We start from the raw sequence: 23,446 nt of genomic DNA, 5'->3' as shown, positions 1-23,446 counted from the left end.
TCCATGGAGCAAAACGAAGACCCTCCGGGGTGGCGTGAACTGCTGAAACACATTCTGACAGGGCTGGCGGTGCTGTCGTTCGTGTGGGCAATTCGGCGGTTGCAGGGAAAGCAAAACGGATAGCAACCGCTTTCGAATATTGAAAACCGCAAGATTAGGTGGCTGGGGAGTTTATGTCCTCGGCCCACGTTGAAAGGTGGGCCAACGCGGATTTGAACGCCCCGTTCCGGGGCTACCGCGTGAACCCACCTTACCACCGCTTCGCGGCGGTATGAAAGCGGACTGATGGGTTTCCCTTCTCCTTGCTCTCACAGGTAGAGCCAATGACATTGGAAAAAAATACCATCGGATATGGCAGTAGAAATATACCTTGAACAGAAGGAAGAAGACAACAGCGAAGCCACTGTAAAAGCACACCGCTACCGGCTCAAGCACTTTATCCGCTAGTGCCAAAACGTCAAGGATATTGACGCCATGAGCGAGTTATCAGGCCGCCACTTGTTCGACTACCGCCAATGGCGAAAAGAAGACGGTGAGCTGAATAACGTCACTCTCCAAACCCAAATGAGTACCTTCAAGGTATTCCTTCGGTTCTGCGAGTCGATTGCCGCCTTTGGGTGTGAAGCATGCGAATACACCAACTGCCTATGAACAAAGAAGAAACTCAACACCGCGTTGGCAATGCGAAAGAGGTACTGGGTCACCCCCACTACATGCACGGCTTCAGTGAGGAAGTCATGAGCGAGAAACTGCCCTGCCGGGAGGGAGAACACTACAAAGTGCTTGCTTCAACCGATTGGGGCGGGTACTTCGTGCCTACCGTCGTTAAATGGAACAACGGGGGAAGTAGACTCATTTAGGACACTAAGCGAGAGTAAGAAGAACCGTCAAGACTCGCTATAATCTCTATTGTTGTTCTGTTTCTGTTATCTAAATTTTCAACAAAAATCAATAAATGTGAAGTTGTTATACACAATAATATGTGTGACAAAAACTCACATGATTCGGTGAATAGTAACAGAAGACACTTCGTAAAAGCCGTTGGTTCTCTTGGCGTCGGTCTTGGTGTAACAAGCTACGCAACAAGTTCCGAAACAACAGCCTCCCCTCCGGACATTTGTACAGCAGGTGCAACAACCGAATGTAATACCGGCGGGGCGGGTGTTCCTCCAAACATAACCCTAAATGCGTCCGTGGTCGGGAGATACGTATCTGAAGACGAATATTGCCAACTTCTTGCCGGAGGGTGTGGAATTGCTACGGCACTTGCCGCGGCTGACGGAATCCCCGGCGACGAAGTGAAGATTGCCACCGCGTGCGGTTCTGCAACGGGAGGCTGTAACTTGTGGAACGTTTTCAAAGACAAACACGGTGGTAGTACCTCTATGTCAATCTTCCAATTAGACGAGTCCGGTGGGTCACTTGATGTAGAGGATTACATCGTAGTTCCTACAGAGTGGGACTGGTAAGTTCAACGCTGGTGAATAGCCCGCGATTATTTTAATCACAGAGAATAATAACAAATTATGGATAACCTTGCATTCGCCTCACTAATGTTCGTCATGTCAAGTTCAACCTTTGTCATAGCGCGCAAGCAACTGGGAAACCAACGGAATCGAATGTACGTAATTTCTTTATCAATGCTTCTTGTTGCCCTCTCATTAGCCATATTCGGGAGTACATCACTGATTACCGGAGCGACCGCCGTAGTTCTCATTGCCGCAAGTGTCGCTACGTTTCTCTACAGCCGGTGACCGCGTAGACAGTCAGGCTATTCGCCACTTTCACCGACTGATTTATATGCAACGATAGCTAAAGCTAAGGCAGGAAGAAAAACCTCCAAGTGGTAAGAGGAAACTTCTACGGAAACACTTTCTGCGAAACGCACACTGTACATAGTACAAAGAGCGTTGAGTAACTGCCTTGGGCAACAAGGCCGCTGTATACAACTCCCGTCGAGGTAGTCATATCAACGGGGGTTGTACTCCAAGCTTGTTGACTAACCCCGGTGGGAAAGTAATACCATACACCGAATATCACAGAAGTAATACCCCCCGGTGTAATATCGTACCAAGTAATTTCAGTAACCCCCATTGGGGAAAGAATCCCTCTCTATCTACCGCAAAAGTCATATATTTTTTTACCTCAAAATGACATGACAGCTTCCATGGAAGGGGTGCATTTCGGCTATTGTGTAGTGCAAAACGTAGGCGGGGTACACGTCAGTTCCAAAGGGTTACCTGTTGGGATATATTGGTCTAATCCGCTTCGCGGAAAATGGAAACGGCGTATTTGGCCTTTGTGGATCTTGTACTATCCGTTTCCGTCAACTAATATGTCACACAAAATCAAATGGGCCAACGCGGATTTGAACCGCGGACCTCCCGGTTATCAGCCGAGCGCTCAACCTAACTGAGCTATTGGCCCCGGTTGGCGCATTTCATCGTTGCGCCCTGCAACGTTTAAGGGTTTCTTTTCGAATCGGAGTCGTCCTCGAAGTCGATGTCGTAGGCGTCGGAATCCACTCGATAGGTGTCGCTGTTGTTGCCAGTCGAACTGCCCGAACTGCTCGCTCCGCCGCTCGTATTTCCGGGGTTCGGGAAACCGAACGTGTAGACGTTGCCCGAAGCGAACCCGCCGGTCTGTTTGTCGATGTAGGGCGTGATTATCCACTTCTTTGCGACCTTTCGGAACACAGCGCGCGTCACGGGGAACGCTAGCAGGAACCCGAGCGAGTCGGTAATCAGTCCGGGTGTGAGCAGGAAGGCACCCGCGATGAGCAAGAATCCCCCGTCGATGATGCGATTGGTGGGGATGTCCCCGTGCTGGAGGTCTGCCTGAATCTTTCGAATCGTATGTCTTCCTTCCGCGCGCACGAGAAGCATTCCGAGCAGGGCGGTCAGCACGACGAGCGCGACGGTGAGTTGCCAACTTAGCAACTGGGTCGCAACGAAGACGAGGAACAACGAATCGGCTAACGGAATCAACAGCAACAGCGCCAGCAACCGTTTCCACATGGTCGGACGTTGTAGTTCCGACTGTAAAACGCTTTACCTGCTGACTCGTTCGTGGAGAGGGGAATTGTGGAGATGGTGAGTTGCGGTAGTTCGTGGTTTCTCTGGTGGATATGAATCGGTTGGTAACAGGGTAGAGGTCGCCGGGGGCGACTCCACGTTAGCTTATTGCCTGCATCAGTAGCCGTCATCATCGAATTACTTCAATTACTCCAACAGCTTCAACAGTAACTCACCAAACACATTTTGTGTCTCGTGCCAGTTCCGAAATTCGAAATAGGGTTTCGTTCCTCGTAATGATTCGTGGCGCTTATTACGATGTACGAACTTTACCCCGATAACAACCATGAGTGAGGACACCGAGGACAGGACGATTTTGCTCATCGGAAGCGGCCCGATTCAAATCGGACAGGCCGCAGAGTTCGACTACTCCGGCGCACAGGCCTGCCGCGCGTTGCAGGAAGAGGGCGCACGGGTCGTTCTCGTCAACTCCAATCCGGCGACCATCATGACCGACCCAGAGATGGCCGACGAGGTGTACATCGAACCCATCACCACGGACGCCATCGCCGAAATCATCCGCAAGGAGCGCCCTGACGGAGTCATCGCGGGACTCGGCGGACAGACGGGACTGAACGTCAGCGCAGAACTCAGCGAGGAGGGCGTGCTGGACGAGTACGACGTGGAAATCATGGGCACGCCGCTCGACACCATCTACGCGACGGAAGACCGCGACCTGTTCCGCCAACGGATGCAGGAACTCGACCAACCGATGCCGTACTCGACGACCATCTCGCTGGACGACGGCGAATCGACCAGCGACTTGGACGAAGAGGCACTCGGCGAACGAGTCGAGGACGCTGTCGAATCGGTCGGCGGTCTTCCGGTCATCTCGCGCACGACCTACACCCTCGGCGGGTCGGGGTCGGGCGTCGTTCACGAGATGGACGAACTGAAAGAGCGCGTGCGCAAGGGTCTGCGCCTCTCGCGCAACAGCGAGGTGCTCATCACGGAGTCCATCGCGGGATGGGTCGAACTGGAGTACGAGGTGATGCGCGACGCCGACGATTCGTGTATCATCATCTGCAACATGGAGAATCTCGACCCGATGGGCATTCACACCGGGGAATCGACGGTCGTCACGCCCTCGCAGGTCATCCCCGACGACGGCCATCAGGAGATGCGTGACGCGGCCCTCGAAGTCATCCGCGACTTGGGTATTCAGGGCGGCTGTAACATCCAGTTCGCGTGGCGCGACGACGGCACCCCCGGCGGCGAATACCGCGTCGTGGAAGTGAACCCGCGCGTGTCGCGCTCCTCGGCATTGGCGTCGAAGGCGACGGGATACCCGATTGCCCGCGTCACTGCGAAAGTCGCGCTCGGCAAACGCCTCCACGAAATCGAAAACGAGATTACGGGCGAGACGACTGCGGCGTTCGAACCCGCAATCGACTACGTCGTGACGAAAGTACCGCGCTGGCCCAAGGACAAGTTCGGCGACGTGGATTTCGAACTCGGCACCGCGATGAAATCCACTGGCGAGGCGATGGCAATCGGCAGAACGTTCGAGGAAAGCCTGCTGAAAGCTCTGCGCAGTTCGGAGTACGAACCGGATGTGGAATGGAGCGAAGTCACCGATTCGGAACTCGAAACCGACTACCTCGAAGCGCCGACGCCCGACCGCCCCTACGCGATGTTCGAGGCGTTCGAGCGCGGCTACACCGCCGAACAGGTCGCCGAACTCACCGGAATCGAGAGTTGGTACGTCGAACGCTACGAACGCATCGCCGACGCCGCGGAGGCCGCCGAGGAAGGAAACTTCGACTCCGCCGCCGAGAAAGGATTCACGAATCACGAGGTCGCAGGCATGGCTGGCGCGAATGTCGAAAGCGTCGAAACATCGGCCCCGGAACGCTCGTTCAAACAGGTCGATACCTGCGCGGGCGAGTTCGCGGCATCGACGCCGTACTACTACTCCGCGCGCTCCGCGATTGAGACGAACTTCTCCGGGCGCGACGAACTCCAAGTGAACACCGACGTGGAGAGCGTCGTCGTGGTCGGCGGCGGCCCGATTCGTATCGGCCAAGGTGTGGAGTTCGACTACTGCTCGGTTCACGCGGTGCGCGCCCTGCGCGAGATGGGCATCGAAGCACACGTCGTGAACAACAATCCCGAAACCGTCTCGACTGACTACGACACCTCCGACGGCCTCTTTTTCGAACCGATTACTGCTGAAGAGGTCGCCGACGTTATCGAGGCAACGAACGCCGACGGCGTGATGGTGCAGTTCGGCGGCCAGACTTCAGTGGACATCGGCCACCCGCTCGAAACGGAAATCGAACGTAGAGGACTCGATTGTACGGTTCTCGGAACCACGGTTGACGCGATGGACTTAGCGGAAGACCGCGACCGCTTCAACCGCCTGATGAACGATTTAGGTATTGCACAACCGACCGGCGGAAGCGCGACCAGCGAGGAAGAGGCCCTCGAACTCGCGCACGAAATCGGCTACCCGGTTCTCGTCCGCCCGTCCTACGTCCTCGGTGGCCGTGCGATGGACGTGGTGTACGACGACGAAGAACTGAAAGAGTACATCGAAGAGGCGGTTCGGGTCTCGCCGGACAAGCCGATTCTCGTGGACGAGTTCCTCGCAAACGCTGTCGAGTTGGACGTGGACGCCGTGAGCGACGGCGAGGACATCGTCATCGGCGGCATCATGGAACACGTAGAAAGCGCCGGAGTTCACTCGGGCGACTCGGCCTGCATGATTCCACCGCGCTCGCTGGACGACGAGACGCTGGCCCGCGTGCGCAAAGTGACCGAAGACATCGCCCGCGCGCTCGACACGGTCGGTCTGATGAACGTCCAACTGGCAGTGCAGAATGGCGAAGTCTATGTCCTCGAAGCCAATCCGCGTTCCTCGCGTACCGTTCCGTTCGTTTCGAAGGCGACGGGCGTCCCAATCGCCAAACTCGCCGCGAAGGTGATGGGTGGGGAAACGTTAGCCGAACTCGATGCGACGGAACAGATTCCGGAACAGACGAGCGTGAAAGAGGTCGTTCTTCCGTTCGACCGTTTGTCCGGTTCCGACCCGCGCCTCGGCCCGGAGATGAAATCCACGGGCGAAGTGATGGGAACCGCCGACTCGTTCGCGAAAGCCTACGAAAAAGCGCAGTCGGCGGCGTACAATTCGCTTCCAGAGGAAGGAACTGCCGTTGTGGAACTCGACGTTGACGGCTTCGGCGACTACTACGAACTCGGCGAGTTCGAGAGCACGGCCGACGCGGTTCGCGCCGGAAAAATCGACCTGCTCGTGACCGACGACCGCGAAGCACTGGAGATGGCCGTGGAGGAGGACATTCCGTACTTCACGACCGTCGCGGGCGCGAAGGCCGCAGTCGAGGCCCTCGGCGCGCGCGACGAATCGCTGTGCGTGCAGTCCGTCGGCGACAGGCCGAAGGTTGCGCGTCAGTGGGGACGCTAAGCGGTCTGATGGTGGCGAGCGTGGGATTACTCTAACCAGAACATCCCCTTCGACCACAGGTTTCGGGCGGAACCGCCGTCCGCGAACTGTCCTTTCACCTCGTTTTCACAGATGTTTCGGCGACCCATCGAGGAGTCCCAGTAGTCCATCGACGCCGCGCTCGACGGTTGGAAGCCGACGAAGTTCTCGCGGGTGTCGTCCCCGGTGTTGACCTTCAACTGCCACTGGTTGTACTCGTTGTACGCCGAGAATTCGTCCACGACTTCGACGTTCGGTTGCGAGTACGACCACGTAATGCCCGCCGTGACCTGCGCGGTCATCCATCCGGCGCTCACGCTAAGCGAGTACGCGGTCGTTGACGACCCGCCCTGCGTTCCGTAGGGATTCCACTGGCCGTAATCCACGTCGGTGTTGCCCATCTGACTCCTGTTCCATCGGTTGAATACGCGACCCCAGTTGTTCGTGTAGCCGCTTCCGAACGCCTGATGGCCCGGTTCGAACCCTGCGGGGGAGTGGAACGAGTGAACGTCGCCCTCCGTGCTGTCGGGGTTGTCGCGGAACCAGTAAAACGTAGACCCGACCACACCGTAGGGGTCTTCCGCGTATTCGAGTTTGTCGGAGTACACCTGCTCCATGTTCTCCGTGCCGGACACCGTCCCCCCAGCCATCGTGGTGACTTGCCGTTCGGAGGCGGCAACCGCGTGGGACAGTTCCGCAACCCGGCCACCAAAGCGGTCGTGAATCAGGGCTTCGGCCCGCCCGGACTCCGTTTCCGGTTTGGTCGCATCTTCGCCCGCAATCCCGGTGTACGACCGGGCAGTTCCGTTGGCGTCGATGGCGTACGCATACGCAACCACTTTGCCGGATTTCGAGCGATGTTCGCTCCCCGGAACTGCCTCGGGGGAGTGGCTGTTTTTCCGCTCGAAGTCGCCGACAGCGCGCGCTCTAATCTTTCGTCGGTGTTCCTCGGAAATCGCCGCGCCCTCCTTTCGCCGTATAGATGGTGCTTCCTCGCGGTGTGCTCGTGCTCGAAGTCGCGTCGTCTGCGCTGGCAAAGCCTGTCCCCGCGACGAGGCTGGTCAACCCGACTGCGCCGGATTTGAGGAGAGTTCGTCTATCGGTTCGCTTGCTGTTTCGTTTCGCTCGTGGACTTTTTTTCATTGGCCCGTGCCCAAGGTATTTGTGCAGGAATAAATACTTAATTGAGATTTTAGTAAAGTTGCAATTTGGATGGGCAACCATTGCTGGTTCAGGTATGTTCATTCTCCGTCTAAATCGGATTACGACTGGTCTAACGAGCAGTCTGACAAACGAAAAGCCACATCATTCCTGCAAATCGGCTATTTTGGACATTGTCGTACTGACAGACCACACAGTAGCGCTGTTCGTTTCCGGTGTTGGATTGCGACGGCCACGAGTACTTTGTTCGTTCCACGCGAAAGACAGGGGACATGAGTTCCGAGATTCAGCGCGTTCTCGTCGCAGGTGCCAGCGGCGGAACGGGACGCGAGATACTACAACGGCTTCGAGACACCGATTTGACCGTCAGGGCGATGACGCACTCACCCGACAAAGAACACGAACTGTCGAATCAGGGCGCGGACGAAGTCATCGTCGGCGACCTCCTCGACCCGGCGGACGCCTCGCGGGCCGTCGCCGACTGCGACGTGGTGCTCTGCGCGGTCGGTTCGAAACCCGGCCCCCGCGTTGTCTTGGGTGGGGAACTGGTCGACGGAGCGGGCGTCGAAAACCTCGTCCACGCGGCAGTTGCGGCCGACGTAGACCACTTCGTGTTTGAGAGTGCAATCGGCGTCGGCGACTCCCGCGAAAAGATGCCAGCGCCGTTTCGGGCGCTGCTCTGGAACAATTTGAACCAGAAAAATCACGCAGAGGCCGTACTCCGCACGTCGCCGCTTTCCTCCACCATCGTCCGACCTGGACTGCTGACGAACGCCCCGGCGACCGAGGACGTGCTGGTCGGCGAGGGCGGCGAAACCGTCTTCGGACGAATTCCGCGGGCCGACGTTGCCCGGTTGATGGTCGCCGCGCCGTTTACGTCCGAAACCGAAAACCGAACCTTCGAAGTCGTCAGTCGGGACGGATTGCGCGGAACTGCCCGCGGACTCGTCGAACTAGACTGGCAAGTGCCGGGCGAGGAAGCGATAGAAATCGAAGAATAAGCGGGTCGTCCGGCTATGTTAGCCGACGATGTACTCCCACGTCACTGGCCCGACGACACCGTCAACCGAAATCCCGCTCGTGCTCTGGAAGGATTCGACCGCGCCTTGGGTTCCCGGACCGAAGATGCCATCGACCGCGATGCTGTAGCCGTGCTTGTTGGCGAGGTTGTCCTGCACGGCGCGGACGGCCTGACTTTCGTCGCCGTTGCTGACCGTAACGACGAGTTCGCCCCACGTGTTCGGGCCGACGACGCCGTCCACGGCGAGGCCGCGGTCGGACTGGAACTGTTCTACGTTCGTCTGGACTTCCGACCCGTAGATGCCGTCGTGGTACTGCATCGGATAGCCGTTCGCTTCGAGCAGATACTGGACGGTGTAGATGTCGCGCGCCGTATCGCCGTTGGAGTAAATCGGCCAGCCTGACGTGCCGCCGTTTCCGCCATCGTCGCCATCGCCGGGGTCACCGATGACTTCACCGCCGACCAAGTCCATGAAGTACTTCCAGTCGAACGTGTCGCCGGGGTCTACTTTGCCGTCGGTGGTTCCCGTACAACTCGGGTTCGGAATCTGGTGATGACCGATGACGCCGCCCTCGCCGTCGTAGGTGTTGCACGGCGCGAGGTCGGAGGTCGGGTGTCGTTTCGGGATGCCATATTTGTCACAGACGTGTGCGACTGCTTCGGCGGTCTGCTCGTAGATGTTGTCGTTGAAGTTCGTGACGTTCGCCGAACCTTCGAGTTCGAAGTTGATTCCCGTGTCGTTGTACGTTCCGTCGCCGCCGTTCGTCCACGCAACGTCCGAGACTTCGACCATCTGCATGATTTGACCGGGTTCGTCGCCGATGACGAAGTGGGAACTGACGTTCGAATCGGGATTCTCGAACCAACTGTAGCCCGCCTCGTAACTCCCTTCGATGGTGTGAATGACGACCCAGCGAACGTCCGAGGCGGTTCGGTTCGCGCTGGAATAGTTGCTTTCGTGGGCAGGCCGCCACACATCCGTGACGCTTTCGTATGCGGATGCAGTGGACGCGGAACCGACGATTGCTCCGGCACCGATTGCGCCGGACGCGAGTTTTATGAATTTTCTTCTGGATTTTTCCATGCCTTCATATTACGATCCGAAGTAAAGAATTTTTCTAGACCGGGTAAAAAATTCTTTTAGGCACGAATGTAATACAGAACAAAACGTCAGGTTGTGGTCGCTATCTAAGCGTCGATAGCCGGTTCCTCGCCGACTAATTGGAAATTAGTCGGCGAGGACGAGTCGCTTTCGGGGTGCCATCGAAAGTACGTCGTCGAAGAAGCCGAGGGTGTCGTTCGGGCCGGGGTTCGCTTCAGGGTGGTACTGGCGCGTGATGACGGACAGATCGTCGCTCTCCAGTCCTTCCGGCGTGTCGTCGTTGACGTTGATTTGCGTCACGTCGAGTTCGCCGGGGTCGGCGACGGTGTAGCCGTGGTTTTGCGTCGTCATCACGACCTGATTCGATTCCAAGTCGAGAACCGGTTGGTTGACGCCGCGGTGGCCGAAGTCCATCTTTTCGGTGGTTCCGCCGAGCGCGCGGGCGATGATTTGCTGGCCGAGACAGATGCCCGCGAGCGGGAGTTCGCCGACGTAGGTTTCGACCAATTCCTGGGCCGCTTCGAAGTTCGCGGGGTCGCCCGGACCGTTCGAGACGAAGAGCACGTCTGGGTCAACGTCCTCGACATCGTCTTCGGTCGCGTCGTGGGGCAGGACGTGAACGTCCGCGCCGCGTTCGACCAGCGCGTCGATAATGCTTCCTTTCGCACCACAGTCCACGAGCGCGACGGTTTTGTCGCCGCCAGCGTCCTCGCCGAGATGGATTTCTCGCTCGTGGACGCTGACCTGCGTGCCGATGTCTTCGTGGTCGCTCATGCCCGGACAGCCGTCGAGTTCCGCGAGCGCGTCCTCCGGCGTGGCGTTCTCGCCGACCGCGATACCGCATTTCATCGCGCCCTCCTCTCGGATTCCGCCGACGAGGTCGCGCGTGTCGAGGTGGTCAACCGCGGGAATGCCCTCGGCTTCGAGCCACTCCGCGACATCGTCGGTTAGTTCGCGCGCGACGACGGCGCGCGGGTGGACTCGGTCACTTTCGAAGCGTTCCTCTCGGACGCCGTAGTTTCCGATGAGCGGATACGAGAACGTCAAGACCTGTTCTTCGTAGGATGGGTCTGTGAGGCTCTCTTCGTATCCCGTGTATGCAGTTGTGAAAACCAGTTCTCCGCAAGCCGTACCCGGAACGCGACCACGGGCTTCTACCACATGGCCGTTTTCCAGCGCGACGTAAGCACCCGGCATTACGAGATTCATATGGAACAAGGGATAATAAACCTTGCTTTCGAAGCATTGTTACGATATTCGTAATCATCAAGTAGCAGGCCCGGCTAGGTGCAAATCTCTATGGACGCACTCGACCGACAGATACTGAATCTCCTCCGGCGAGACGCCCGTACACCGTACACGGAGATAGCAGAGGCGGTTGGAACGTCGGAAGGAACGGTTCGAAATCGAGTCGAGCGGATGACCGAAAACGACGTTATCGAGCGATTCACCGTCACGACCCACACCGGTAACGTCAAAGCAATGATAGAAATCGGCGTGGACGTGGCCGTCGATACCACGCAGATGTCCGATCGGCTCGCGGAGTGGGAACAGGTGGATTTCGTCTGGCAGGTCAGCGGCGAGGACGACATCGTCCTCATCGTGGACGCCGCGGACACGCAGGGCGTGAATCAACTCATCACTCGCGCGCGTGAGTTGGAAGAGGTTGTGAGTACGAAGACTCGACTCATCTTGGACGAACGGCTCGGATGAGGACAAATCGGCCGAATCCGAAAACTACCGAGATGAGTCGAAGGTTGATTTTGCACGAGCGGCTTGGATGAAGAGTCGCCCCTACACCCCCCAAATACATACGTCAGATAAACACAACGTCAGAGCATGGGGTTCGAAACCAACGTTGGCGGAATCGACCGCATCATCAGAGGCGTCTCCGGAATTTGGCTCATCGCGGTGGCCATCTCCGCCCTGCTCGATGACCGGTGCACGACTGCCGCAGTTGCGGGTATCGCAGGAGCAGGATTACTGCGCAACGCACAGGCTCAACACTGCGGCGGGAACGCACTACTCGGTATCGACACGACCACGTCAGAGTCGTGTTCGCTGGAATAAGCCGCGACTCAGTCGTCAGCCTTCTCCGCCTGTGGCGGGTCGCCCACGCCCGGAGATTCCTCTTTCGGGCGATGAAGGTTTTCTTTCCCCTCATGAATTTTTCGATACAGTCGTCTCACACCTTTGTCGAACGTGTCGCGTCGAACCGCGGGTTCGACGCGACCATCCCGAATCGCCTCCACGACGCTTCCGGGCGTGAGCACGTCCGCATCCACGCGCGTGTAGGCCCGCCCGACTTCGACCGGATAGTGGGCGTCACTGCCGCCGACTAATGGAAGACCATTGCGCTCCGCGAGGGTCGTCACCCACTCTTCGGTTCGGGGATGTTTGCCGTTGACCTCGATTGCGTCGAAATCGGCGTCAACCTCGCGCACCGTGCTGTTGCGATAGGGATGGGCGACGATGGCCGCACAGCCTCGCTCGTGAGCCATTTCGACCACTTCGTGGGGAATTAGCGTTCCGGGTTCGGTTCTCGTCGGCGGGTCAGGGCCGATGACGAGGATGTGCCCCTTCGTCGTGGAAATCTCGATGCCCGGAATGGTTTCGACCGCGAGGCCGCCGAACTGCCGATAGTAGTCGTGGTTCGTCAGAGCGACGCCGTCCAAGCCGCGGTAACGCGCGCCCAGCGTGAGAAGTCTAACGCCAATTGGGTCGAACAGTTCCGCGGCCCGCTCGTGGCCGTGGAAGAATCGTGTATGAGCGTGAAGGTCGATTGTGAACACGTCTGTAAATACGCCGCCGATAGACCTTTGGTTTTTCCGCCGAAATTTTACTACATGGATGCCGACGAGGCTGGAACTGCGGGTGACCTCGCGGCGACGGACGACATGGAGTACGAGCGTGTCGTCGTGTTGAATCCCGTCAGTGGCAACGGCGACCACGCCGAGGAAGTCCGCGAACTCGCCGCAGAGCACGGCTTTACGATTCTCGAAACGCGCGAGGAAGACGATGCCATCGAGTTCGCAGAACAGGCCGCCGAAAACGGGGCGGAGATGGTCGCGGCGGCGGGCGGCGACGGAACGCTGAACGAAGTCGTCCGCGGCCTCGTCTCGGCGGACGCGCTGGATTCGGTCACGTTCGGCGTGATTCCCGCCGGAACCGGCAACAACTTCGCCGAAAACATCGGCGTGACGAGCATCGAACACGCCTTTGAGGTGCTTGAACACGGCGAACGGAGACGAGTCGACCTCGGAACGGCGAACGACCGAGATTTCATCAACTCCTGCGTCGGCGGCCTTACCGCCGACGCGAGCGTCGAAACCGACTCCGAGCAGAAAGAACGCCTCGGAATCCTCGCTTACGTCGTGAACACACTTCAGTTGATGGCCGATTTCGACGGCGTTCCGCTGACGGTCAAAGCCTCTTCCGAAGGCGAAGTGTCGTGGTCGGGCGACGCTGTCTTCGTTCTCGTTGGAAACGGACGGCGATTCCCCGCGAAGGGGCGCACGCAGGCCAACATGGAAGACGGCCTGCTCAACATCACCATCATTGAGGAGATGCCCGCGCCGAATCTCGTCGGAGAAGCCCTCCTCCAGCGCCTGTTCGGTACGGAGTCGGACAACGTGACGCACCTCCACGCGCCGACGGTGGAAATCGACATCCACCGCAACCAACCCGTTCAGTTCAGCCTCGACGGCGAGATGGGCGAGTGGGACGACCTAACCCTGGGCGTGCTGCCGCGCGCGCTGGAACTTCCAGTTGGATCGGCATACGAACCGATTCCGGGCGACCAGACGGACGACGGGAGCGGGTTTTAGGGCGATTGTACGCTTTCGTGGCGAATCGGAAGTTGTGATTCCTTAGTCGTCCGACTCGGCGACGGAATCTGCGACCAAATCACCGACAGCATCGCCATCCACCGGCCTATCAGGAGTTACTTCATCGAGTTCCGTCGGCATGCCGAGACTGTACGACTGCTCGGAATCGCCGAGTTCCGTGCGCCCGCGTCGAATCGACACGTCGTCGTTGAGGTGCAGACGCACTGCTTCGAGCAGTGCGTCTGCTTCGAGTGGTTGGCCTCGTTCGCGCATCTCGTCAACAGTTACGTCGTCGGGGACGTTGAACACGCGCTGGGTGACGATTGGGCCTTGGTCTAAATCGGTCGTTACGTAGTGGGCGGTGACGCCGGCCACGCGGACGCCCGCCTCCTTTGCCTGCCGGTAGGCTTTCGCGCCGGGGAAGGCGGGGAGCAGGCTCGGGTGGATGTTGATGATGCGACCCTCGTACCGGAAGACGACTTCCGGACTCAGGATTCGCATGAATCGCGCGAGGACGAGCAGGTCGATGTCGTGGTCGTCCAGTACGGAGAGCAGTTGTTCCTCGTCGTGGCTCCCATTGTCGTCGCCAACGTCGTAGAACGGGATACCGTGTCGTTCGGCAATCGATTCGAGTTCGTCGTGGTTACCGATGACGACGCCGATTTCGGCGTCTAAGTCGCCGCGGGCGGAGAGCAGTCGTTGCAGACAGTGCGATTCCTTCGTGACGAGGACGGCGACCTGCCGGGTGTCGCGCTCCGACGGAAACCGCACCCGAACGTCTACGCCCAAATCGTCGCCGAGGGCCGAAAGGTCACGACGAAGTTGATGCTCGTCAACCGCCATCTCGCTCGTTTCGACGAGCATCGTCATCCGAAAGATGGCGTCACGAACCGCTTGGTCAACGTCCTCGATGTTGATTCCGCGCTCGAAGAGGAGGGTCGTCACTCGGGCGACGAGTCCGGTGTCGTCGTTGCCGACGACGGTAATTTCGGTCAGTTCGCGGGAACTCATCGTCTCACCTGCTGAATGCGGGGGACAGCCATGGAATGCGTGTAAGCACTGGAGGGGACAAAAACGTTGCCGACCGTGCAACATTTTCACAATCGGTTGCAAAAGTTGGAGAGTACCTGAACGAGGACGAGGAGAGATGAACAATCCGGTAGGGACTGCCAACCGACGTAGCTACGACTCGCAGACGTATCGAAACACTTTGTGGCGTAGAATACACAAACGTGTATAACAAAATCGTTCCAAAAGAGTTTTTGAACATAGACGCGCAGGTTCAGGTGATGACTGCCTACACCGCGACGGTGACGGTTCGCTTGAAGCAGGGTGTCCTCGACCCTGAAGCGGAAACCACCCGGCAAGCACTGGGACGACTCGGCTTCGAACTGGAATCGCTTCGTTCGGCAGACCAGTTCGAAATCGACCTCGACGCGGAATCCGCGTCCACCGCCGAGGAACGCGCCGGAGAGATGGCCGAACGCCTGCTCGCCAACCCAACCATTCACGACTACACGGTGGCAATCGAGGAACGATGACGGTCGCTATCGTCCAGTTCGGCGGGAGCAACTGCGACCGAGACGCACAGCGCGCGCTCTCGCACCTCGACATCGACGCCGAACTCGTCTGGCACGAAGACGGCCTCCCCGCGGACGTGAGCGGCGTGATGCTCCCCGGCGGGTTCTCCTACGGCGACTACCTCCGCGCGGGCGCAATCGCCGCGAACTCACCGATTGTGGCCGAGGTGCGCGAGGCCGCAGAGTCCGGCGTTCCCGTCCTCGGCGTCTGCAACGGCGCGCAAATCGGCTGTGAGTCGGGATTGATTCCCGGCGCGTTCACGACCAACCGGAGCGCGCGCTTCCAGTGTGAACACGTCTACCTGCGCGTCGAAAACGCCGATACGCCGTGGACTTCGGCCTACGAGGCGGGCGAGGTCATCGAAGTTCCCATCGCCCACGGCGAAGGCCGATTCGAAATTACGGACGAGCAGTACGACGAACTCGATGCTGACGACCGGGTGCTGTTTCGGTACTGCGACGAAAATGGCGTCGTCAGCGACGAGACGAATCCCAACGGTTCGAAAGGGAACGTCGCCGGAATCGTCGGCGAGTCCGAAACCGTCGCGGTCATGATGCCCCATCCCGAGCGGGCGACGCTTCCGGATATTGGTGGGACAGATGGCGAAGGCGTGCTGTACGGATTTGTGACACCCTGATTTCTCCTTGTTCTGCCGGAACTGAATTCGACTTCGATTGACTGTTTTACCACCGAGATTTTATAAAAATCGACAATTTCTATCAGTTCATGACTACGAGCGAAGCGAATATCGATTTTACCCATCTCGAATCGTATCTCTCGGCGGAACTGGGTGAAGCCGTGACTGGAACCGAAGTGCTTCGAGATGGTCTCAACCTGAGCCTTGCGATTTCGACCGAGAGAGATGCAAAAGCGTACGTCCTCCGACACCCGAACATGTTGCGCCACACCAGCTACATCAACGAGTTAGAACAGGAATACGAGGTGATGCAACGACTTCGAGAGACGACAGTGCGAACGCCAGCGCCGGTTTTGTTTTGCGACGACGAGTCGATTCTCGGTGATTCGTTTTTCGTCATGACGCATCTCGACGGCGAAGCGGTTCCGCTCGGTTTCGACCTCCCCGACCGATTTCGAAATGCGAAGTCGCGTGCGAGGCTGGCAGACAACCTGATAGACACGCTCGCTGAACTGCACTCATTGGCTGTCGAACCGTTCGAAGGTGTTTGTGAGCAGAAAACTCCGCGAGAACTCGTCGCTCGAACCACCGACCGACTCGTTGCGTCGGCGAACGCAACAGGTCACGAACCACCCGAACTTCAGTCCGTCGCAAAGTGGCTCCGACGAAACGCCCCATCAAAGACGGAAACGGCCCTCGTCCACGGAGATTTCAGGCCCGGAAACGTCCTTTTTGCGGAGAGGAATGGCCCCGGAATCATCGGCGTTCTCGACTGGGAGACGGCGATGTGTGGTGACCCGCGAACCGACCTCGGCTACCTTCTGCTTCGCTGGCGAGATAAAGACGACCCGACGCCGTCGCTTGACGAACTCGAAGCACGGTATTCGAACGAAGACGCGATAGAGCAACTGCGAGAACGGAACGAAAACGGGATTTCGCCGTTTACGGCGAAATCCGGCAGCCCCACCCGACGGGAGTTAGTGACACGCTACGAGGACGAGACGGGAATCCAGTTCGAGAACGAACGCTTCTACAGAGCGCACGCCGCCTTTTCACTCGCAGTAGTTTGGGAAGATTTTCACCGGGAGCGGATAGAGGCCGGAGAAGAATCCGACTGGGAACCGTATATCGACTACATGCTGATGATTGCGGAGAGCATCGCACGCGGGGAATTTCCGCTATAGATTTTCGAACTTCTTCGTTGAGTCTCTCACCGACCCGAGGAGAACACGCCCATAATCCGCGGGAGTTCCCGGGAAATCGCGCGGCGCTTCAGGAGACAGAATCCCGCGAAGATGACGAGAAAGCCGAACGCGGTAATCGGCGTGATGGTTTCGTCGAGGAAGAAAAATCCGGAGATTGCCGCGAAAATCGGCGCGACGTAGGAGACGAGGTTGATTTCGATTGGGCCGAGACGTTCCAGCAGGTCGAAGTAAACCAGAAATCCAATCGCGCTGGCGGCAATCGACAGGTAGACTAGTGCGAGGATTGCCTCCGGCGTCCATTCGATGGCGACGAACGATTCGCTCGGCCGGGCGATACTAATTCCGTGCATCATGAGTGCGCCGAGCACCATCGACCACGCTTCCATCGTCTCGATTGGGAGGTCGGCGTCGATTCGCCGCGAAAGGACGCTTCCAAGGGCGAACGACAGGGCCGCCAGCAGGACGAGGATTTTGCCGACGAAATCGTCCGCGAGCAGGTTGTTCGGATTCGGTTGGCTGAGTATCGCAACGCCGACGAGTCCGAGGAAGAGTCCCGCGATTCCGGACGGTTCGAGTCGCTCGCTGGGAAGGAACACTCGCGCGAAACCGGTCGTCAGAACCGGGGAGAGGCTGACGATAATCGCGGCGACGGCGCTCGTCGTCTCCAGTTCGCCGACGAAGAGGAAGGCGTGGTAGCCCGCAATCATCAGCGCGCCGCCGACGAGGACGAGTTTCCACTCGGCGCGGGTTTTCGGAAGCCACCTGTCGGTGGCGTAGATGGCGTACGCGAGCATCAGGACGCCCGCCACGTCGTAGCGGATGGCCGCGAACAGCACGGGCGGGAAGTAGTCCAGACCGACCTTGATGGCCATGAACGCAGACCCCCAAACTGCGGCGAGAAGAACGAACAGCACTGCATTTCTGTACCGGGTCACTGTACGACATCTCTTTCCTGCCCGGGAGTAGCTTTCGAAAACCCCCGTCGAATGCCGGGTTCGGTAGGCTATATCGGGGGGTCGTTTTCGGAATCAGTTCGCCGAACGGCGCTGGTCACGAATCGCCCGAATCACGTCCTGTCGCGCGATGATTCCGACGAGAAGGCCATTTTCGAGCACCGGCAGGCGATTGATGTCCGACTCGGCGTCGGCCAACAGGTCGAGGATGCGGTCTAACTCGTCGTCGAGTGTCACCGTCACCACGTTCTCGGTCATGATTTCGCTGATTGGCTTTCGCGCGTTTTTCACGAGTCCGAGACTGGTGTCGAGGCCGTCCCACGAGAGGTCGAATCCGTATTCGATGCTTTCGAGAAACGGCGGAAGACCGATCGGAATCCACAGCGTCCGGTCGCTCGGTTGGAAGATGTGAACGAGGTCGTGTTGGGTGACGATGCCGACCAGTTTTCCGTCCTCCGCGACTGGAAAACCGTTGAACTCCGCCCGGGAGAGGCGGGTCAGCACCTCGCTGATTTCGTCGTCCGGCGCGACCGTTTCCACCTCGGTCGTCATGAGGTCGCGGGCAGTAATTGCCATACTGGATGGAAGGGCGTATTCCGGCGTAAACCTTGTTGCGACGGCGAGGGTTCGTTTTGCGTGGTTTGGAGTCGCGACTTTTACAGTCATCATGCTTGCGAACAGTTCGTCGAAGCCATGGCTTTCAGTACCAGAATATCGAAGTTCCCGTCTCGTTTCCACAAACAGTGCTGTTGAAATGAGAGCGTACCTTTGTCCGTGCGGAGACACCCCCGTTAACGAAAAATCACTCTCGGCTAGCATCCGGTACGCAAAAGAGCACTGACGTCCTATTGCCGGGTATGGTTTCGGCCGCCACGGCACTCGGTTTCCTCGTCATCATCACCATCAACACCGTCATCACAGCGGTTGTCATCCGCTTTTTCCGCCTTCGTCTCTCGACGAAGTGGGGTGCGGTGGTGTACTCCCTCCTGTTGGTTCCCCTCGTCTACGTCGCCACGACGCTCTTGTTGAGCGGCGCAGTCGGATTCGGCGGAACCGGCCTGCAAGACCGGAACACCGCCCTCATCCTCATCTGGGTGCTCCCGTTCACGCTGGGGCTGTCCATCGACCTGTTCTGGATGCCCCCGCCCGAGGAAATCGACCTACCGAAGGAGTCGCGCGAACAACAACAGAGTCGCTGACGGCACGGCAGCCAGCCACCCTATTCCTGCAAACGCGGCGAATCCTTCCCAGAGATAGACCGAACCGACGGGGCCAGCCACGATTGTCATCAGCACAGTTCCGACGACGGCCCGGAACCACGGCGCTGGCGACCCTTGCAGAACCAACAGGGCGTCGATGACATCGAAGAGGAGCAGAAAGGCGACGAGCGTTCTAAAGCGGACGCGGAGTCGCGCCGATTTGTCCGGTTCCTTCGGACGCTCGAAAACGGGCACGATAAGTCGAACCCGGTCAGGGAACGTCACCGGCGGAAGGTGCATCGGGGGAAGCGTGAAGCTGAATCCCGAATCGTCGTCCCGGTCTGCCATGGTCGATATACGACCCGGCCCCTGAAAACTACTCGTTCGGACTCAGCGCTCGTCCGGCCTCAGCGCTCGCTCGATTCGTTCGCGTTGTTCGTGACACGCTCGATGGTCGAGACGACGCTATCGATGACCGCTTCCGGCGATTGGGTTGCATCGACGCGGACGAATCGGCCCGGTTCCGCGTCCATCAGGCGTTCGTAGTTCGACTGGACTTGTGCAAGGAAACCGGCCTGTTCGAACTTGTTCGTCGCGCCGCTTCGCGCCGCGCCGGTTTCGGGGTCAACGTCGAGATAAATGGTGCAGTCCGGCGGACGCGTCCACGGCTTGTGGACGCCGATGATGTACTCCATCGGTCGGGTGACGTGGCCCTCCAGCGCAACCGCTTGGTAGGCGTACCGGGAGTCCGAATATCGGTCGGAGATGACGAGTTCGTCTTCTGCCAGCGCGGGACGAATCGTGTTCGAGAGATGGGCCGCGTGGTCTGCGGTGTACAAGAACAGTTCCGCGATAGAATCCGCATCGTCGTCCTCGATAGACCGATTGACGGCTTCACCGTACCACGAGTTCGTCGGTTCGCGGGTGAACACCGCGTCGGAGAATTCCTCGTGGAGAACCTCCCAGACGGTCGTTTTTCCGCTTCCGTCCAGTCCCTCCAGCGTTATCAGCATGGCAGGACGTTCGGGTTGGTGGGTAAAACGTTGCGGGTTTCGTAACAGACGGACTTCGTGGCAGATAGGCTTACCTACAATCGCGTACATATCTGGTGTATGAATGTTCTCGTGACCGGCGGCACCGGATTCGTCGGACGGAATCTCATCCGCGAACTACACGACCGGGGCCACGAGGTGACTGCACTCGCGCGAAGTCCGGACGAGGCGGACTTTCCAGACGGCATCGAACGTGCGATGGGCGACGTAACCGCGCTCACGTCCATCGAGAGCGCGTTCGAGAATCAGGACGCGGTCGTCAACCTCGTCGCGCTTTCGCCCCTGTTTAAGCCCCCACGAGGGGTGACGCATATGAGCGTCCACCTCGGGGGAACCCAGAACATCGTGCAGGCCGCCGAGGAACATGGCGTCGAAAAAATCGTGCAGATGAGCGCGTTGGGTGCAGACCCGACCGGCCCGACGGAGTACATTCGAGCGAAAGGGCAGGCAGAAGAGTTAGTCAAGAGTTCCGACCTCCGATGGACGATTTTCCGGCCGTCAATCGTGTTCGGCGACGAAAGCGAGTTTCTCTCGTTTACGAAAAAACTCACGCCACCGTATCTCGCGCCGCTCCCCGGTGGCGGAAAGACGCGATTCCAACCGATTTGGATAGGCGACCTTGCACCGATGCTCGCCGATGGAGTGGACGAGTCGCACGACGGCGAACTCTACGAAATCGGCGGCCCGGAGGTGTTGACGCTGGCAGAGGTAGCGAAACTCGTGCGTCAGGCCGAGGGACAACCCGTCACGGTCGTTCCGGTTCCGATGGCGCTCGCGGGAGTCGGACTAAAAATCGGCGGGTCGATTCCGGGCGTGCCGATGGGTGGCGACCAGTACCGGTCGTTACAGTTCGACAACACGGTCAAAGAAAACGATGTGGCGGCGTTCGGCGTGGAGTCCAGTTCGCTGACGACACTGGCAGAGTATCTCGGCGTGAAAACGAGATGAAACGCCGCTGATTTGAACGCGGGCGAGGCGCGCGCAGCCGTGACAAATTATAATCAGTATTGCACATATCCACACTTAATAACCCCGGAGTGATGGACATATCCAGACTTAAAGAGGGGATGTCTGCATACTGTCTATTATATTACCAAAAGGCTGATAAAACACCGCCTTAGGGCGTTTACTGCTGGCACTATCTTTTAAGTAAGACACCAAACACCACAAAGTTTATACGGTATTTGGTTCTGGTGTTCTCTCAACGGAGAACGGTACCGAAAAATGAAACTCGCGATGATCGGATTCGGTCAGGCAGGCGGAAAAATCGTTGACAAGTTCCTGGAATACGACCAGCGAACACAGAGCGGCATCGTGCGCGCCGCCGTCGCAGTCAACACCGCTCGCGCTGACCTCATGGGCCTACAGCACGTTCCGGAGGAAAACCGGGTGCTCATCGGACAGTCCCGCGTCAAAGGTCACGGCGTGGGTGCGGACAACGAACTCGGCGCGGAAATCGCCGAAGAGGACATCGACGAAGTACAGGGAGCTATCGACAACATCCCTGTCCACGAGGTCGATGCCTTCCTCATCATTGCCGGAATGGGCGGCGGTTCAGGGAGTGGCGGCGCACCAGTCGTCGCAAAACACCTGAAGCGCATCTACACCGAACCCGTCTACGGGCTCGGCATCCTCCCCGGCGGCGACGAGGGTGGCATCTACACCCTCAACGCGGCGCGCTCGTTCCAGACGTTCGTCCGCGAAGTGGACAACCTGATGGTGTTCGACAACGACTCGTGGCGCCAGTCGGGCGAGAGCGTCCAGAGCGGCTACTCCGAAATCAACGAGGAAATCGTCACGCGGTTCGGCATCCTCTTCGGAGCCGGTGAAATCGGTGGCGGCGACGACGTTGCAGAGAGCGTCGTTGACTCCAGCGAAATCATCAACACGCTCGCCGGTGGCGGCGTCTCGACAATCGGCTACGCCGCCGAGGAAGTCGAGATGCAGAACTCCGGCGGGCTGCTGTCCCGATTCACCGGAAACGGTGGCGGGACGGGAGAGGACACCGCACACACGACGAACCGAATCACCAGTCTCGTGCGGAAGGCGGCACTTGGTCGCCTGACGCTCCCGTGTGAGATTCAGGGAACCGAACGTGCACTGCTCGTCATGAGCGGCCCCTCGGAGCATCTGAACCGCAAAGGGATAGAGCGCGGGCGGAAATGGCTGGAGGAGCAAACCGGCAGTATGGAAGTTCGCGGTGGCGACTACCCCGTCAAGGAGCCCAACGTGGCCAGCGTCGTCCTCCTCTCTGGAGTGACGAACGTTCCACGAATCAAGGAACTCCAACAGGTCGCCATCGAGGCACAGGACAACATAGACGACATTCGACAGGAGAGCGAGACGAATCTCGAAAGTCTCGTCGAGGATGATGAGGATGAACTCGACCCGCTGTTCTAAACTGACAGCACTCCTCTTCGTCGTCACGTTGGCCCTTTCGGCGATCGCCCCTGCTGCGGCGATTTCGACCGACGCACGGGGCGTGCCGGACGACGCGAAAGTGGGAGACGAAGTGAGCGCGGAACTGACGCTGACCGACCTCTACAGCGATTACGAGGAATGGACGCTCAACGGTGAAACCGAACTCACGGACGTCACGTGGACGGTGACGACCTACGATCAAGCCGGAAATCAGAAGGCAAAGGAGTCCTACGACGGCCAATCGTTCAATCACTCTCTCGCGCTCGACAGTGACGCGAGCGAGGCCGTGGTGAAGGTGTCCGGCACCGTGCCCGAAATAGAGAACTTCACCTACGACCCACAACAGGAGTTCGCGTTCGCCACGTTGAGTCAGACCCGAGACGGTGGCAACAGCGACGAAATTCAGACGTGGAGCGCGAACCACCACACGGAGGACAGTTCGGAAGCGCGAACCGCAATCGCTGACGCGGAGGATGCAATCGGCGGCGCACCGGGCGGTGCAGACACGAGTGACGCAGAAGACCGTGTCGGAAACGCCATCTCCGCCTACGAGGCGGGCAACTTCGGTAACGCGGTGGACATCGCCGGACAGGCAGAAGAGAGCGCCAACTCGGCGTCCGAGGACGCCAACGCGTCGGCCCAGACGAACAAAATGCTGCTGTACGGCGGCGTTGCCGTGGTCGGCCTCGTCGTCATCGGCGGCGCTGGGTTCTGGTACCGTTCCCAGCAACAGAACACGAATCGACTGCGGTAACGTTACTGACTTTTCGA

At 58.6% G+C, this 23,446-nt stretch carries 23 protein-coding genes and 1 tRNA gene; 13 read left to right on the top strand and 11 right to left on the bottom strand.

The features are described 5' to 3' along the window. Positions 1 to 980: 980 nt before the first annotated feature. Positions 981 to 1,469, top strand: a complete 489-nt coding sequence (locus HL45_RS20255; protein ID WP_144239990.1) for a hypothetical protein — start codon at positions 981 to 983, stop codon at positions 1,467 to 1,469. Positions 1,470 to 2,353: 884 nt separating this feature from the next. On the opposite strand, the gene HL45_RS03185 is transcribed toward HL45_RS20255, so the two are convergent. Beyond that, a tRNA-Ile gene (locus tag HL45_RS03185) sits at positions 2,354 to 2,427 on the bottom strand. A gap of 35 nt (positions 2,428 to 2,462) precedes the next feature. After that, positions 2,463 to 3,017 (bottom strand): FxsA family protein, encoded by a 555-nt coding sequence (locus HL45_RS03180; protein WP_049969651.1) that lies wholly within the window; start codon positions 3,015 to 3,017, stop codon positions 2,463 to 2,465. Between the two features lie 343 nt (positions 3,018 to 3,360). Here HL45_RS03180 and carB point away from each other — a divergent pair, with 343 nt between their 5' ends. Beyond that, the gene (gene carB / locus HL45_RS03175; RefSeq protein WP_049969650.1) at positions 3,361 to 6,498 is read left to right on the top strand and encodes a carbamoyl-phosphate synthase large subunit; all 3,138 of its coding nucleotides are present in this window, start codon (positions 3,361 to 3,363) and stop codon (positions 6,496 to 6,498) included. Between the two features lie 26 nt (positions 6,499 to 6,524). Here the strand turns inward: carB and HL45_RS03170 are convergent, their stop codons facing one another. Further along, positions 6,525 to 7,553 (bottom strand): hypothetical protein, encoded by a 1,029-nt coding sequence (locus HL45_RS03170; protein ID WP_233274672.1) that lies wholly within the window; start codon positions 7,551 to 7,553, stop codon positions 6,525 to 6,527. A gap of 396 nt (positions 7,554 to 7,949) precedes the next feature. On the opposite strand from HL45_RS03170, the gene HL45_RS03165 reads away from it, so the two are divergent. Then, on the top strand, positions 7,950 to 8,678 hold the full coding sequence (locus HL45_RS03165; protein ID WP_049969649.1) for an SDR family oxidoreductase: 729 nt from the start codon (positions 7,950 to 7,952) through the stop codon (positions 8,676 to 8,678). Between the two features lie 18 nt (positions 8,679 to 8,696). Here the strand turns inward: HL45_RS03165 and HL45_RS03160 are convergent, their stop codons facing one another. Both HL45_RS03160 and carA read right to left on the bottom strand, forming a co-directional pair. Further along, on the bottom strand, positions 8,697 to 9,782 hold the full coding sequence (locus HL45_RS03160; RefSeq protein ID WP_049969648.1) for a peptidoglycan recognition protein family protein: 1,086 nt from the start codon (positions 9,780 to 9,782) through the stop codon (positions 8,697 to 8,699). A 144-nt stretch (positions 9,783 to 9,926) separates the two neighbouring features. Then, positions 9,927 to 10,997 carry a glutamine-hydrolyzing carbamoyl-phosphate synthase small subunit gene (gene carA / locus HL45_RS03155; protein WP_049969647.1) on the bottom strand — a complete coding sequence of 357 codons (1,071 nt, stop codon included), beginning with the start codon at positions 10,995 to 10,997 and terminating at the stop codon, positions 9,927 to 9,929. A gap of 102 nt (positions 10,998 to 11,099) precedes the next feature. Here carA and HL45_RS03150 point away from each other — a divergent pair, with 102 nt between their 5' ends. Together HL45_RS03150 and HL45_RS03145 are read left to right on the top strand one after the other, a co-directional pair. Continuing rightward, entirely contained in the window at positions 11,100 to 11,513 is a 414-nt protein-coding gene (locus tag HL45_RS03150) for an Lrp/AsnC family transcriptional regulator (protein WP_049969646.1), read from the top strand. Between the two features lie 126 nt (positions 11,514 to 11,639). Next, on the top strand, positions 11,640 to 11,870 hold the full coding sequence (locus HL45_RS03145) for a YgaP-like transmembrane domain (RefSeq protein WP_049969645.1): 231 nt from the start codon (positions 11,640 to 11,642) through the stop codon (positions 11,868 to 11,870). A gap of 8 nt (positions 11,871 to 11,878) precedes the next feature. Here HL45_RS03145 and HL45_RS03140 read toward each other — a convergent pair whose 3' ends face one another. Continuing rightward, positions 11,879 to 12,592: a PHP-associated domain-containing protein gene (locus HL45_RS03140; RefSeq protein ID WP_049969644.1), complete on the bottom strand. Its 714-nt coding sequence runs from the start codon at positions 12,590 to 12,592 to the stop codon at positions 11,879 to 11,881. Positions 12,593 to 12,646: 54 nt separating this feature from the next. On the opposite strand from HL45_RS03140, the gene HL45_RS03135 reads away from it, so the two are divergent. Beyond that, on the top strand, positions 12,647 to 13,627 hold the full coding sequence (locus HL45_RS03135; protein WP_084156784.1) for a diacylglycerol/lipid kinase family protein: 981 nt from the start codon (positions 12,647 to 12,649) through the stop codon (positions 13,625 to 13,627). A gap of 42 nt (positions 13,628 to 13,669) precedes the next feature. Here HL45_RS03135 and HL45_RS03130 read toward each other — a convergent pair whose 3' ends face one another. Further along, entirely contained in the window at positions 13,670 to 14,638 is a 969-nt protein-coding gene (locus HL45_RS03130; RefSeq protein ID WP_049969642.1) for a formyltetrahydrofolate deformylase, read from the bottom strand. Between the two features lie 278 nt (positions 14,639 to 14,916). Between HL45_RS03130 and purS the strand changes: the two genes are divergently transcribed. The 3 genes from purS (at position 14,917) to HL45_RS03115 (ending at position 17,029) form a co-directional block, all read left to right on the top strand. After that, positions 14,917 to 15,168, top strand: a complete 252-nt coding sequence (gene purS, locus HL45_RS03125; protein ID WP_049969641.1) for a phosphoribosylformylglycinamidine synthase subunit PurS — start codon at positions 14,917 to 14,919, stop codon at positions 15,166 to 15,168. Further along, entirely contained in the window at positions 15,165 to 15,845 is a 681-nt protein-coding gene (gene purQ, locus HL45_RS03120) for a phosphoribosylformylglycinamidine synthase I (protein ID WP_049969640.1), read from the top strand. Before purS ends, purQ begins: the two co-directional genes overlap by 4 nt. Before the next feature lie 89 nt (positions 15,846 to 15,934). Next, positions 15,935 to 17,029 carry a phosphotransferase family protein gene (locus HL45_RS03115; protein ID WP_049969639.1) on the top strand — a complete coding sequence of 365 codons (1,095 nt, stop codon included), beginning with the start codon at positions 15,935 to 15,937 and terminating at the stop codon, positions 17,027 to 17,029. A 26-nt stretch (positions 17,030 to 17,055) separates the two neighbouring features. Here the strand turns inward: HL45_RS03115 and HL45_RS03110 are convergent, their stop codons facing one another. Then, on the bottom strand, positions 17,056 to 17,985 hold the full coding sequence (locus tag HL45_RS03110; protein ID WP_049969638.1) for a DMT family transporter: 930 nt from the start codon (positions 17,983 to 17,985) through the stop codon (positions 17,056 to 17,058). 93 nt (positions 17,986 to 18,078) lie between these two features. Beyond that, complete coding sequence (locus HL45_RS03105; protein WP_049969637.1) at positions 18,079 to 18,579, bottom strand: CBS domain-containing protein; 501 nt, start codon at positions 18,577 to 18,579, stop codon at positions 18,079 to 18,081. A gap of 281 nt (positions 18,580 to 18,860) precedes the next feature. On the opposite strand from HL45_RS03105, the gene HL45_RS03100 reads away from it, so the two are divergent. Then, positions 18,861 to 19,202 (top strand): hypothetical protein, encoded by a 342-nt coding sequence (locus HL45_RS03100; protein ID WP_049969636.1) that lies wholly within the window; start codon positions 18,861 to 18,863, stop codon positions 19,200 to 19,202. Here the strand turns inward: HL45_RS03100 and HL45_RS03095 are convergent. After that, positions 19,164 to 19,550 (bottom strand): hypothetical protein, encoded by a 387-nt coding sequence (locus tag HL45_RS03095; protein ID WP_049969635.1) that lies wholly within the window; start codon positions 19,548 to 19,550, stop codon positions 19,164 to 19,166. The genes HL45_RS03100 and HL45_RS03095 overlap by 39 nt on opposite strands. 59 nt (positions 19,551 to 19,609) lie before the next feature. Further along, entirely contained in the window at positions 19,610 to 20,215 is a 606-nt protein-coding gene (gene tmk / locus HL45_RS03090) for a dTMP kinase (RefSeq protein ID WP_049969634.1), read from the bottom strand. A 99-nt stretch (positions 20,216 to 20,314) separates the two neighbouring features. On the opposite strand from tmk, the gene HL45_RS03085 reads away from it, so the two are divergent. The 3 genes from HL45_RS03085 (at position 20,315) to HL45_RS03075 (ending at position 23,429) form a co-directional block, all read left to right on the top strand. Then, positions 20,315 to 21,202, top strand: coding sequence for a complex I NDUFA9 subunit family protein (locus HL45_RS03085; protein ID WP_049969633.1), 888 nt, complete (start codon positions 20,315 to 20,317; stop codon positions 21,200 to 21,202). A 276-nt stretch (positions 21,203 to 21,478) separates the two neighbouring features. Next, positions 21,479 to 22,654 (top strand): tubulin/FtsZ family protein, encoded by a 1,176-nt coding sequence (locus tag HL45_RS03080; RefSeq protein ID WP_049969632.1) that lies wholly within the window; start codon positions 21,479 to 21,481, stop codon positions 22,652 to 22,654. Beyond that, the gene (locus tag HL45_RS03075; protein WP_049969631.1) at positions 22,632 to 23,429 is read left to right on the top strand and encodes a hypothetical protein; all 798 of its coding nucleotides are present in this window, start codon (positions 22,632 to 22,634) and stop codon (positions 23,427 to 23,429) included. The genes HL45_RS03080 and HL45_RS03075 overlap by 23 nt, the downstream gene beginning before the upstream one ends. Positions 23,430 to 23,446 lie beyond the last annotated feature (17 nt).

Source organism: Haladaptatus cibarius D43 (assembly GCF_000710615.1).
In the GTDB taxonomy this organism is placed as follows: domain Archaea; phylum Halobacteriota; class Halobacteria; order Halobacteriales; family Haladaptataceae; genus Haladaptatus; species Haladaptatus cibarius.
This window is presented reverse-complemented; position numbering and strand designations above follow the sequence as displayed.

Excerpts from the sequence above, each read along its gene's own strand:
- HL45_RS20255 (WP_144239990.1), top strand. The coding sequence starts at position 981 with ATGTGTGACAAAAACTCACATGATTCGGTGAATAGTAACAGAAGACAC.
- HL45_RS03180 (WP_049969651.1), bottom strand. The coding sequence starts at position 3,017 with ATGTGGAAACGGTTGCTGGCGCTGTTGCTGTTGATTCCGTTAGCCGAT.
- carB (WP_049969650.1), top strand. The coding sequence starts at position 3,361 with ATGAGTGAGGACACCGAGGACAGGACGATTTTGCTCATCGGAAGCGGC.
- HL45_RS03165 (WP_049969649.1), top strand. The coding sequence starts at position 7,950 with ATGAGTTCCGAGATTCAGCGCGTTCTCGTCGCAGGTGCCAGCGGCGGA.
- HL45_RS03160 (WP_049969648.1), bottom strand. The coding sequence starts at position 9,782 with ATGGAAAAATCCAGAAGAAAATTCATAAAACTCGCGTCCGGCGCAATC.
- carA (WP_049969647.1), bottom strand. The coding sequence starts at position 10,997 with ATGCCGGGTGCTTACGTCGCGCTGGAAAACGGCCATGTGGTAGAAGCC.
- HL45_RS03150 (WP_049969646.1), top strand. The coding sequence starts at position 11,100 with ATGGACGCACTCGACCGACAGATACTGAATCTCCTCCGGCGAGACGCC.
- HL45_RS03145 (WP_049969645.1), top strand. The coding sequence starts at position 11,640 with ATGGGGTTCGAAACCAACGTTGGCGGAATCGACCGCATCATCAGAGGC.
- HL45_RS03135 (WP_084156784.1), top strand. The coding sequence starts at position 12,647 with ATGGATGCCGACGAGGCTGGAACTGCGGGTGACCTCGCGGCGACGGAC.
- HL45_RS03130 (WP_049969642.1), bottom strand. The coding sequence starts at position 14,638 with ATGAGTTCCCGCGAACTGACCGAAATTACCGTCGTCGGCAACGACGAC.
- purS (WP_049969641.1), top strand. The coding sequence starts at position 14,917 with ATGACTGCCTACACCGCGACGGTGACGGTTCGCTTGAAGCAGGGTGTC.
- purQ (WP_049969640.1), top strand. The coding sequence starts at position 15,165 with ATGACGGTCGCTATCGTCCAGTTCGGCGGGAGCAACTGCGACCGAGAC.
- HL45_RS03115 (WP_049969639.1), top strand. The coding sequence starts at position 15,935 with ATGACTACGAGCGAAGCGAATATCGATTTTACCCATCTCGAATCGTAT.
- HL45_RS03105 (WP_049969637.1), bottom strand. The coding sequence starts at position 18,579 with ATGGCAATTACTGCCCGCGACCTCATGACGACCGAGGTGGAAACGGTC.
- HL45_RS03100 (WP_049969636.1), top strand. The coding sequence starts at position 18,861 with ATGGTTTCGGCCGCCACGGCACTCGGTTTCCTCGTCATCATCACCATC.
- HL45_RS03095 (WP_049969635.1), bottom strand. The coding sequence starts at position 19,550 with ATGGCAGACCGGGACGACGATTCGGGATTCAGCTTCACGCTTCCCCCG.
- tmk (WP_049969634.1), bottom strand. The coding sequence starts at position 20,215 with ATGCTGATAACGCTGGAGGGACTGGACGGAAGCGGAAAAACGACCGTC.
- HL45_RS03085 (WP_049969633.1), top strand. The coding sequence starts at position 20,315 with ATGAATGTTCTCGTGACCGGCGGCACCGGATTCGTCGGACGGAATCTC.
- HL45_RS03080 (WP_049969632.1), top strand. The coding sequence starts at position 21,479 with ATGAAACTCGCGATGATCGGATTCGGTCAGGCAGGCGGAAAAATCGTT.
- HL45_RS03075 (WP_049969631.1), top strand. The coding sequence starts at position 22,632 with ATGAACTCGACCCGCTGTTCTAAACTGACAGCACTCCTCTTCGTCGTC.